This is a genomic window from Streptomyces sp. NPDC022910 (assembly GCF_055561075.1).
Genome location: NZ_JBVHHL010000111.1, coordinates 1 through 10,293 on the forward strand (window position 1 = coordinate 1; position 10,293 = coordinate 10,293).

General features: G+C 66.8%; 13 protein-coding genes. 5 read left to right on the top strand and 8 right to left on the bottom strand.

Features of this window, described 5'->3' with window-relative positions:
• Nucleotides 1-120: 120 nt before the first annotated feature.
• On the top strand, nucleotides 121-1,020 hold the full coding sequence (locus tag ACZ3TS_RS41555) for a hypothetical protein (protein WP_467628037.1): 900 nt from the start codon (nucleotides 121-123) through the stop codon (nucleotides 1,018-1,020).
• Nucleotides 1,021-1,219: 199 nt separating this feature from the next.
• On the opposite strand, the gene ACZ3TS_RS41560 is transcribed toward ACZ3TS_RS41555, so the two are convergent.
• From ACZ3TS_RS41560 to ACZ3TS_RS41575, 4 genes are all read right to left on the bottom strand, one after another.
• Nucleotides 1,220-1,987: an SDR family NAD(P)-dependent oxidoreductase gene (locus tag ACZ3TS_RS41560; protein WP_467628040.1), complete on the bottom strand. Its 768-nt coding sequence runs from the start codon at nucleotides 1,985-1,987 to the stop codon at nucleotides 1,220-1,222.
• Nucleotides 1,988-2,369: 382 nt separating this feature from the next.
• Complete coding sequence (locus ACZ3TS_RS41565) at nucleotides 2,370-2,837, bottom strand: hypothetical protein (RefSeq protein WP_467628042.1); 468 nt, start codon at nucleotides 2,835-2,837, stop codon at nucleotides 2,370-2,372.
• Nucleotides 2,834-3,151: a transposase gene (locus tag ACZ3TS_RS41570; RefSeq protein WP_467628044.1), complete on the bottom strand. Its 318-nt coding sequence runs from the start codon at nucleotides 3,149-3,151 to the stop codon at nucleotides 2,834-2,836. The genes ACZ3TS_RS41565 and ACZ3TS_RS41570 overlap by 4 nt, the downstream gene beginning before the upstream one ends.
• 591 nt (nucleotides 3,152-3,742) lie before the next feature.
• Complete coding sequence (locus tag ACZ3TS_RS41575) at nucleotides 3,743-4,888, bottom strand: NRAMP family divalent metal transporter (protein ID WP_467628047.1); 1,146 nt, start codon at nucleotides 4,886-4,888, stop codon at nucleotides 3,743-3,745.
• 472 nt (nucleotides 4,889-5,360) lie between these two features.
• Here ACZ3TS_RS41575 and ACZ3TS_RS41580 point away from each other — a divergent pair, with 472 nt between their 5' ends.
• Genes ACZ3TS_RS41580 through ACZ3TS_RS41590 form a run of 3 tightly spaced genes read left to right on the top strand, consistent with a single transcriptional unit; the run spans nucleotide 5,361 to nucleotide 7,770 of the window.
• Entirely contained in the window at nucleotides 5,361-6,041 is a 681-nt protein-coding gene (locus ACZ3TS_RS41580; protein WP_467628049.1) for a GntR family transcriptional regulator, read from the top strand.
• The gene (locus ACZ3TS_RS41585) at nucleotides 6,034-7,023 is read left to right on the top strand and encodes a carbon-nitrogen family hydrolase (RefSeq protein ID WP_467628052.1); all 990 of its coding nucleotides are present in this window, start codon (nucleotides 6,034-6,036) and stop codon (nucleotides 7,021-7,023) included. Before ACZ3TS_RS41580 ends, ACZ3TS_RS41585 begins: the two co-directional genes overlap by 8 nt.
• A 51-nt stretch (nucleotides 7,024-7,074) precedes the next feature.
• The gene (locus ACZ3TS_RS41590) at nucleotides 7,075-7,770 is read left to right on the top strand and encodes a DUF2848 domain-containing protein (protein WP_467628054.1); all 696 of its coding nucleotides are present in this window, start codon (nucleotides 7,075-7,077) and stop codon (nucleotides 7,768-7,770) included.
• 198 nt (nucleotides 7,771-7,968) lie between these two features.
• Here ACZ3TS_RS41590 and ACZ3TS_RS41595 read toward each other — a convergent pair whose 3' ends face one another.
• The 4 genes from ACZ3TS_RS41595 to ACZ3TS_RS41610 all read right to left on the bottom strand — a co-directional run bounded on the left by ACZ3TS_RS41595 (nucleotide 7,969) and on the right by ACZ3TS_RS41610 (nucleotide 10,186).
• A complete protein-coding gene (locus ACZ3TS_RS41595; RefSeq protein WP_467628057.1) occupies nucleotides 7,969-8,220 on the bottom strand; it encodes a transposase in 252 nt (83 codons plus the stop codon).
• 383 nt (nucleotides 8,221-8,603) lie between these two features.
• Complete coding sequence (locus ACZ3TS_RS41600; RefSeq protein WP_467628059.1) at nucleotides 8,604-9,488, bottom strand: group II intron maturase-specific domain-containing protein; 885 nt, start codon at nucleotides 9,486-9,488, stop codon at nucleotides 8,604-8,606.
• 71 nt (nucleotides 9,489-9,559) lie between these two features.
• The gene (locus tag ACZ3TS_RS41605; RefSeq protein ID WP_467628061.1) at nucleotides 9,560-9,808 is read right to left on the bottom strand and encodes a group II intron maturase-specific domain-containing protein; all 249 of its coding nucleotides are present in this window, start codon (nucleotides 9,806-9,808) and stop codon (nucleotides 9,560-9,562) included.
• A gap of 108 nt (nucleotides 9,809-9,916) precedes the next feature.
• Nucleotides 9,917-10,186 (bottom strand): transposase, encoded by a 270-nt coding sequence (locus tag ACZ3TS_RS41610; protein ID WP_467628064.1) that lies wholly within the window; start codon nucleotides 10,184-10,186, stop codon nucleotides 9,917-9,919.
• Between ACZ3TS_RS41610 and ACZ3TS_RS41615 the strand changes: the two genes are divergently transcribed.
• Nucleotides 10,107-10,293 (top strand): hypothetical protein (locus tag ACZ3TS_RS41615; protein ID WP_467628066.1); only part of this gene is annotated, 187 nt, incomplete at its 3' end. The two genes, ACZ3TS_RS41610 and ACZ3TS_RS41615, sit on opposite strands and share 80 nt — an antisense overlap.

Consider the following 10,293-nt stretch of genomic DNA (forward strand, 5'->3'; position numbering starts at 1 on the left):
TGGACCATGCGCTGGAAGGCACCCCTGAACGCGTTCCAGATCGCCTTCGAGGGCCGCCTGACCCCGAGCAACAACTGACACCTCAACAACCAAGACCAGCCGTTAAGTTGACACACCCCCATGGAGGAGTCGCTGAGCATCTGGACCCGCTCCGGGCACATACTGCTCGACTTCTCCCTGTCCTCGGAGGACGGCGAGGAGTGGGACTTCGAAACGTTCTACGCACTCTCGACGTTCGTGGGGCTGCGCGCCGAGCTCGCAGCTGGCGACCTGCGGCCGCTTTACGTGGCCTGGCTCGCCGGGCTCACCGCCTGGGAACTGGCTGAGGATGACGAGGAGGAATACGCCCTCGAAGTCGAGCCGCCCGTCCCCGCGGGTCTGGCCTCGCTCACCGGCCCCCAGCGGGCCCTCGCTGATTTCCTGTGCGTCGATGCGGACCTGCTGACAGCCGCTGCCGAGAGCAGCGAGTCGGCCACTGCGGACGCCGTGGACCGTGCAGCTCTGGCGGCCTTCATCGCTGCGCTCCCGGCCGCCGAGAAGGATTCTCTGCTGCTCGAGGCAGCGCTCGGCACCGCTCCTCTGCCGAGCCACCGACTCCTGGCCCGCTATCGCGCCACCACCGCCCCCGGCCCCCGTGCCGGAGCCAAGCGGCGCACCGCCGCCCAGCTACTGGACGCCGCCTACCGTCACCGCACCGAGCGCCGGCAACGCGAGAAGGCGGCCCGAGCCGCAGCCGAGCAGGCCCGGGAGCGCGCCGCTGCCGAGGCCCGTGAGGCGCATTTGGACCGGCTTGCGCGGAACACCGGCAAGGCGTGGCGTGACATCGGTGACCTGATCGCCCAGAAGAAGGCCGCCGCCTACGACGCCGCCATCGCACTCCTGCGGGACCTCCGCGACGTTCAGACCCGCACCGGGTGCACCGCCGACTTCGACCGCCGAGTCGGCGAACTGCGAGCCGCACACCGGGGCAAACCCTCGCTGATGCAGCGCTTCGACAGCATGGGCATTCCCAATGCCTGACCAACCTCGAGGGTCCGCCGTCTGCCGGTGCACCTCGCGTCTCACACCGCGCGCTCAGCGAGCATCCTGCACCGCTGGTCATTTCCGACAGGACTTGGAACGGCCACCCCCTCGACCGCACCAATCATAGCCACCTCGCCAGACGCCAACTCCGTCTCGGTGCATGACAGTTGGGATTAACCACCAAGATCGGGCAGGGTCAGAACCAGCCGCCGTCGGCCGCGATGGTCCGGCCGGTGATGAACGAGGCGTCGTCGGACACCGGGAACGAGATGACTGCGGCGATTTCAACGGGCTGGGCCATCCTCCCGAGCGCACTGGCAGTGCGGATGACGGTGTTGAAATCGGCGTCAACGTCGGGATGGACGTAGTTGGAACCTGCGCGGCCGGACATGTCGGTGACGGTTCCGCCGGGCGCGATGGCGTTGATGGTGATGCCGCGTCGGCCGAGTTCAGGGCTGAGGTTGAGTGCGATGGATTCGACGGCGGCCTTACTCGACGCATAAAGGGCGTGGTAAAAGACCGCTTTGTGGGCACTGGCCGATGATGTCAGGACGATCCGTCCGCCTTCGCTCATATGGCGTGCCGCGTTCTGCACGGCGAAGAACTGGCCTCGTGTGTTGATGGCGAAGACACGGTCGAAGTCGGCGGGTGTGACGGTCTCCAGTTCGCCGAAGTGCTCGATTCCGGCGTTGCTGACCAGGATGTCGAGTCCGCCAAGAGCGTCGGCGGCCTGATCTGTCATTCGCTGGATCTGGTCCGGATCGCTGACGTCCGCCTTGATGGCGGCTGCGCGGCGGCCATCGGCGATGATCTCGGCGGCGAGCGCTTCAGCCGCGGCGCTGCTGCTTCGGTAGTTGATCGCAACGTCCGCCCCGTCAGCGGCGAGCCTGCGGGCCACTGCCGCGCCGATCCCTCGTGCGCCACCGGTGACCAAGGCCTTCCTGCCTGTCAGTTTTCCACGCATCGTTCTCCTACCGTGGCAGGGGACCGGCGGTCACGCCCAATGCCGGGAGAGTCGTGTACGGGCCAGAACCCACGGCAGCGGCCGGCTGTTTCTCCTCGCGTACGGAGGAAGGGGAGGGCTACCGTGGGTTTCCCCGTTGCGGTGGGCGCGTCCTTGTTCACCACCGGGGCCATCAGCACCAGAATCGCCCGGCCCGGACATGGGCGCCACTCGGAGATCGATCATTAAGTTCCACCTGCCGGGTCAGGGGCTGGGGCCTCGGTGGGCTTTCCGGAACCGTGCGGGGCTCACACGGTGCCTTGGCCAGGTGCCATGACTGGCCGGTGAGGTCGTCGTCCGCTCTCACGTCCTCCGGATCCAGCGTGATGGCTGAGCTACGCGCCTAATCGAGTATCAGGGCGGCCAAGTCCTCTTCGGTGTCGCCGGCGCCGATCGCCGCATGGGCGAGCTGCGCGGTGGCGGAGGCCACGGGCGTCGGGCCACCCGGTGGATCCTGCAGCTCGAGTCGTACTTGCGCTATATCGACCGTATCGTTAGTGGTCAACTCGCCCCTCGGACACTCGCGAGTTCGGCCGTGATCTGCGCCACCGTGTTCTTGCTGACCTGCCAGCCCTCGGCCCACAGGGTCCAGCGTGATCCTCGGCGAGCCGTAGGTCCGCTTCGACTTCTCGAACAGCACCTTGATCCGTTCGGCCAGCACAGTCCGCCTGACCCCGCGTTTCGTCGGCTCCTGGGGTCGGCGCCGCCACTTGTAGAACCAGGACTCGGACACTTCCAAGGCCCGGCAGGTCACCGCGTGCGGGACGCCGTGCTCGGTCCGCTGGTCGCCGATGAAGCCCGCCACGCTCACTTCATCGACTCCTTCACCCAGAGGACCACGGATCGCTTGAGGACTTCACGCTCCATCCCGAGCTCGGCGTTGTCCTTGCGCAACCGGGCATTCTCTTCCCGCAGTCGGCGCAACTCCTCACGCTCCGGCTCCGAAAGCTTGCCGATGGCGGTCGCATCGGCCGCCCGCCGTGCCCGCGTCACCCAGTTGACCAATGTGCCCTCGTTCACGCCCAGGTCACGGGCCACCTGAGCCATCGGCTTGCCCGTCTCCTGGACGATCCTCACCGCCCCCGCGCGGAACTCCGCATCGTACTGACGCCGCTTTTCAGGCAACTGACTCCCCTTAAGTCCCTCCCTTCACGATACGGGGGATCCTCATACCTGAGCATCCCCTCCCTCACCGCGCTCGTCCAGGCCGTCGTCGCCGAGCTCGCCACCGTCGACACAGAGCGCACCCGGCGCTCCATCGAAGCGGCCGAGACCCAGTGGGACCGGTTCGGCTTGCTCCACCGACGCCCCCGGCCGCGCACGGAGACCGGAACGCGCCGCGCGTCGGAGCCAGGACCAGGCTGATCGGAACACGAACGCGCGTGCGGCGGACGGAACCCTATCGCCAGACAGTGGCGCCCGCGCCCCTCGCGGATCGACCAGCGTGGGGACCGGCCCCCGTCCGTGCACAGCACAGCACAGCACAGCACCACGTCGCACAGCTTGAATAGCGCGATCGACCCGGGCGGTCGGACACGCGTACAAGTCCCTCCGGAAACCAGACACTTCCGCAGACGCATGCCGCGGGACGCCGATATACCAGACGTATCGATACGGCCTTCGTACTGATCATGCTGCCCCTGTGATGGAGTGCAGGATCAGACGAAGGTCGCCCCCACATCACCAAGCATGCCGGTGTGGTCACACTACGTAGTGTCAGTGGAAGATAGAGCCCAGCGACGAGAGGGAATTGACACCGGCGTAGGCGGTGAACAACCAGACCGCGATCCCGAAGCACGCGAGGGCGAGCGGGTAGCGGTAGCCTCCGATAAGGTCACGGCGTCGTAGGGCGACCCACAACACGACCGCGAGGCCGATCGGAAGGACCAGACCGTTGAACGCGCCGGCGAAGACCAGCATCGACTTCGGGGTCTGGCCGAGGAGCAGGAACAGGATCGCGGTGAAGCCGATGAAGGCGATGACCGACCGGTTGTAGTGCCGCTCGACCGGCTTGGCCAGAGTCTTGATGAAGCTCATCGTGGTGTAGGCGGCGGCAAGCACGCTGGACATGGACGCCACCCACAGGACCACGCCGAACACCCGCTCGCCGGTGTCGCCGAACAGGGCTTGGAAGGCCGAGCCTGCCGGGTCGGTGGCGGAGAGCTTGGCTCCGGCGGTGACCGTGCCGAGGATGCCCAGGAACAGGACGATCCGGAGCGTGCCCGCGATGGCGAGACCGGTGATGGAGCCGCGGCTGATCGTCTTCAGGTGACCCTGGCCGACGGTGCCGGCTTCCAGCAGTCGGTGTGCACCGGCATAGGTGATGTAGCCCCCGACCGTGCCGCCGATGATGGTGAGAATCGGCAGGAAGGGAAGGTGGTGCGGGGTGACCGTGCGCGCCAAGGCCTCGCCCACGGGCGGAGCGGCTGCTACTGCGAGACAGATGATGAGCGCTATCTTCACTGCTCCGAACACCAGGACGGCACGGTCCACTGCCCTATTCATCGCTTTGGCCAGGAAGATGGCGATCGCGATGCAGGCGCTGATCGCCACGCCGAGGCGTGCGTTGAGGCCGAACAACTCGTTGAGGCCGAGGCCGGCGCCGGCGAGGTTGCCCATGTTGAACGTCACCCCGCCGACGGCGATCAGCGTGGTGAGCACGTAACCGGATCCGGACAGGACCTTGTTGGCGAGGTCCTGTGCGTACATTCCGGACAACCCGATGACCCGCCAGACGTTCAGCTGGATGCCGAGGTCGACGATCAGAGACAGGACGATGGCCGCAGCAAAGGAAGCTCCGTAGGCAGCGGTGAACGTCGCCGTCTGAGTGATGAACGCAGGCCCGGCTGCTGCCATGGCCATGAGAAAGATCCCGCCCAGCTGCGGCTGGATCCTGCGGAACTTCGATGCTCCGGCAGCCGGGGTTGTCTCCGCTGAGCTGCTGGGAGCCTTTGCTGCTTCGATGGCGGGTTCCACCAATATCTCCTCTTTGGACGCAGAGTCCTCGTTCACGCGCCGCCCTTGGCGGACGTCAGGGTCCGCACAGTCGGCACGGGAGAGTGCTTAGGGAACCTTTCACTGCCGATCACGGCGCTGGGATACCCCTGCTCAACCGGCTGGGCGGACAGGTATAGTCTGTGTATACACGACGTATGCAATGTGGTCGAGGGAGAGCTTCCGGTACGCAGATGTCAGGCTCGTAACAAAGTGGGATGCCACCGGTTTCCACCGGTCCTTTTGACGAAACGGAGCAAAGGTGTCGAACCATCAGCATGCGTCGCTGTCGTACGGGCGTACTGACCCGACGCCCTCCACGCCGCCCGGTGGCGACCCCATGCCCCGAACTGACCGGCCGACAAAGACGAAACCGGCCAAGGAGAAGGCGTACGCGTGGGTGCGCGAGCGGGTCCTGCTGCTGGAGTTTCCACCCGGGACCTTCCTCAACGAAGGGGACGTAGCAGCCGCGGTAGGAGTCAGCCGGACGCCGGTCCGCGAGGCCTTTCGCCAACTCGCCAGCGAGCACCTCATCGAACTGATTCCTCGCAAGGGCGCGTTGATCATTCCCATCAGCCCGCGCGAGATCCAGGAGGTGATCGAGGCTCGGCTCATGCTGGAGCAATGGACCGCACGCATCGCCCTGCAGTCCGGCAACGGGGCGGCGGTCGCCGCACGCATGTCAGAGCTGTTGAGGCGTCAGCACGAGTCTTCCGCCGTTCAAGACGTGACCGAGTTCATCGGCCTCGACCGCGGGTTCCACCGCGCACTCGTGGCCGCTGCCGGCAGCAGCGTGCTGCTCGACATGTATGACTCGTTGCGGGACCGGCAGCAGCGGATGGGAATCGCCGCCGTGTTCACCAACGCCGACCGCACCTCGGCCGTGCTGGCCGAGCACACCGCGATCGCCGAGGCAGTCGCCGCCGGCGATGCCGAACGTCTGCAGACCGCGATCCGCAACCATCTCGACACCACCGCCCGCTCCGCACACCTAAGGAACCGGTCGCTCGAACATGACTGACTCCGCCGCTTACCATTCCCTTGCCGCCCTCTCCCGACCCGGCAACTCCCCAACGCGCGCGAACGACCCGGGCGAGGGGGACGGCGCCGCAATCCCCGGTCGGCTTCGCGTGGTCTGTGCCCAGCTGGACGGGCGTGACGCCGCTCGTCAAGCCCGCACCGAGGCAGCGGTCGCCGCCGTACAGTCCGCCGGATCGGGTGCCGCCCATGCAGCCACCGGCGGTGACGACCACTCGCCCGGGCCGGGCCTGCCGACCATGGTCGTGCTGCCTGAGCTGTGGCCGGTGGGCTTCTTCCACTTCGACGAGTACGCCGAGAGTGCCGAACCGCTCGGCGGTCCGACCATGCAAGCGATCGCCTCCGCGGCACGGCAGGCCGGCGTATGGGCCTACGGCGGCAGCTTCGTCGAGCGTGCCCCAAGCGGAGACCTCTACAACACCGGCTTCCTGATCGACCCGTCCGGTGCGGTACGGCTCGTCTATCGCAAGATGCACCTGTTCGGCCTCGACTCCGCCGAGGCCACCCTGCTCACGCCGGGCCCCGCGGCGGAGGCTGTCACGACATCATGGGGCACGGTAGCCGCGGCAACCTGCTACGACCTGCGGTTCCCCGAACTTTTCCGTGACCTTGCCCTGCGCGGAACGTCGTTGTTCACCGTGGCCTCGGCCTGGCCGATGGCGCGGCTCGAGCAGTGGCGGATCCTGCTGCGCGCCCGCGCGGTGGAGAACCAGGCATTCGTCATCGCCTGCAACGCGGCGGGCGACGACGCCGGCAGCACACTCGCCGGGCACTCGGCGATCGTCTCGCCGCTCGGTGAGGTGCTGGCCGAGGCCGGGCCGGGCGAAGACACCATCGAGGCCGTCGTCGACCTGGCCGAAGTCACCCAGGCCAAAGCCGCCTTCCCGTTCCTCGACGACGCCCGCTACACGGTGCAGCTCACCGAACCCGTCCCCGCACACGCGGGTGCCGGCACCTCGAACTGAACCCACGCGCCCCAAGACCGCACTCTCCCCTAACGCCCGGAAAGGCCCCCCTTGTCTACCCTCCACTTCACACTGCCCGACGGCCACGTCGTCGAAGCTCCCGTACGCACCCTGCTCAACGGCGGATACTCCGGCCGCAACCAGGCGGATGTCCGCAAGCACGTCGAGGAACTCGGCCGCATCGGTGTGCCCGCGCCCCGCGTGACGCCCACCCTCTACCCGGTGTCGGATCACCTGGCCAGCCAGGTCGGCCACGTGCAGGTGCAGCACGCCCACACCTCCGGCGAAGTCGAGTACGGGCTGGTCCTCACCGGCGAGGACGAGTCGGACATCCTGGTCACGGTGGTGTGCGACCACACCGACCGAGCGTTGGAAACGCACAGCGTGCCCCGCTCCAAGCAGTCCTACCCCGACTTCTTCAGCCCCACGGCCTGGCGGTTCACCGACGTCGCGGACCGGTGGGACGACCTGCGACTGCGCTGCGAGGTGGTGACCGAGACCGGCGAGAAGGTGCTGTGCCAGGACGGCACGCTCGGCGAACTACTGCCGCCGAAGTACTGGCTGGACCTGCTGGAGTCGCGAGGCGAACGAAAGGCCGGAACGGTGGTGATCTCCGGGACGATCCCGATGCTGACCCACGAGCCGGTGTACGCCGCCGCGTGGACCGTGGAGATGTCGGACCCAGCGACCGGGCGAACCATGACGCACACCTACCAGGTGCAGCAACTCGCCTCCGGCATCGAATAGTCACCCAACCGCACGGTTCCCTCTCCACGTTCTGCGAACGTGCAGCAGCTCACCGAGTGAACGCGGGCATGATGGACCCGGTCAATCGAGTAGGAGGGCCGGGTCGCCCGGCCCTCCTCTCACACCACCGGATGTCAAGGGACAGTAGGAACGGTTCTGATCCACTCTCTGTGGAGTTGTGACTGGGCGTCACGACGTTCAGTCTGCGTGGAGGATCTGCAGGCGGAGGAGGTCGAAGCCAGCGCGACCATATCCGTCCCGTTTGATCCGTTTGATGCGATTCACGTTTCCCTCGACGCGACCCGAGTTCCACTCCAAGATGAGGCCGGCGGTGACGGCCTCGAAGTCCTGGCGGAGGCCGCGGGCCAGGCTGGACAGGGAGGGGAAGCCGGTCGCCTCGGCCCGTTCGAGCCAGTCGGCGAGATCTTGTCCCCGGTGCTCGGTCATCATTTCGGCGAAGGTACGCACGCTGTCCGCGACACCGTCCAGTTCCGGGCAGCGGGCCAGCAGTTCCTTGAACTTGAGCGTGCCATTGACTCTGCTGCGCTATTCGGGGTCAGGCCGTGAGTTGGTAGCTGAGCCTGGTGAGGCGGCTGGTGCGGGGGTGGCCGGGCTGGGGGGTGGTCCAGTAGGCGTCGAGGCGGATGATGTTGATCGCGGTCGTGGAGAAGGCGTGCTGGAGGCGAACCTTGGGCAGTCCGCGGTAGCGGGCCCGGCGTAGGCCGGTGATGTCGAGAGCCTGTCGGGTAGCGGCGGCGCGTTGCCGCGCCGCCGCCCCCTGAGAACCGTGCGGGCGGGTTGGCCCCGCACACGGCTCAAGCAGGCCCTATGTCTCACGGGCGGGCAGAAGCCTGGGCCCTTTTGCCGGTGGCGGTGACAAGCCGTTGTCGGCAGTGGGCGTGCAGGAGTTGGGCGGGTGGGGCGTCCGGTGTGCCCGGCCCGGTGATGACGATCGCCTTGCGGCTGATCGCTTTGCGGGTTGCCCGCAGCCACTGCTCCCACTCGATGGGGCTGGACGGCGGGTGGTCGGCGTGCAGCAGAGGTGCCCCGCAGAGCGGACAGTAGCCGTTCTGGCGGTTGAGCAGGTGCCAGTCGGCCTTGTCGATCGGCGGGATCACGTCGTTGCGGCGCCGCCGGGCCCAGTACTCAGTCAGTGCCGGGTCATCCGGAGACGCCCCGAACTTGACGAGCTGGTGCCGGACGATCTTCGTCCATGCGAACTTGGTCAGGAACCGTCCGCTGCCGCGGTCTCCGAAGACCCACCGGTCACCCCGGCGGGGGTTGAACGCTCCGCAGTAGCGGTGCACGATCCAGTCCTTCGGCTTGTTCGCGTGTTCGTGCTTGGCCCACTTGTAGGCGAGCTGCCACATATAGAAGTCCAGCGAGCTGAAGGCCCTGCTGGACACCCCGATCCGGAAGTAGGCGGACCAGCCCCGGACGATCGGGTTGAGGGTCCTGATCACCGCCTCGGCATTGGACCCGCGCAGGTCCCACATCTCGGTGGCGAGCCGTTTCCGAATCCGCTTGATGGACGCCTTGCTGGGTTTGATCAGCAGTTTCCGGTTGCGATACAGCCGGACGTGGAAGCCCAGGAAGCAGAAGCCCTCGGTGAGGCGCACGATGCGCGTCTTGTCCTCGTTGAAGGCGAGCCCTCTGGGTTCCAGCCAGGCGGCGAGCCGCTGCTTGACCTCCTCGGCCTGCTCACGGCTGTGGCACATCGCCACCAGGTGAGTCGGCGGCGGGAATCTCACCCGCCGCCGCTCGCAGAACCGTGCGGGAGCCTCTCGGCTCACACGGCTCCCATCGCCCAGCCGTCAGGCTTGAGACCGAATCGCCAGTGGGCGAAGAGGTTCGGATAGCGGCGGGCAGTACCCGCCAGCAGTTCCCGCGCCTTCTTCTCCCGGCGATGGAGTCGTTTGTACTTCCGGCAAGCCCAGCGCACCAGGTACTCGTTGATACGCCGGAGGAGGGGATACAACATGGACTTGTAGAAGCGCCCGTAATAGTTGACCCAGCCCTGCACGACGCTGTTGTACATCGCGCGCAAGGTCGTTGAGGGACATGTCACTGCGGCAGGCGATACGCCAGGAACGGATCTCCTTGCCCATCGCCTTGATCGCCTCCTTGCTGACCGCGGGCAGGAAGTTCACGAAGTGCTTCCCGTACCGGTTCTTGGCCGGCCTCGGACGGAACGTGTATCCGAGGAACGTGAACGACGTGTGCTCGTACGAGCCGCGCCGGTCAGCATCCCGTACTTATAGCGCCAGGTTTTGGTCTTGTTCTGGGCGCGGGCTTCGGCGAGCGCGGTGTGCAGTTGTTCGGGGTACAGGGTGAGCATGCGGGTGCCGCGACGGGAGGCGGTGCACAGGTTCTGGGCGGGGCAGGCGCGGCAGTCGGCGGTGACGAAGCGGACCACGATCGCCTCGCGGCTGTCAATCCCCTGGTTTCGTAGAGACCTCTCCTATGCGGCCTGGCACCTCTGGTCGCTCTTCTTGCGTGCTTCGGTGATGGTCCGTTCGAACT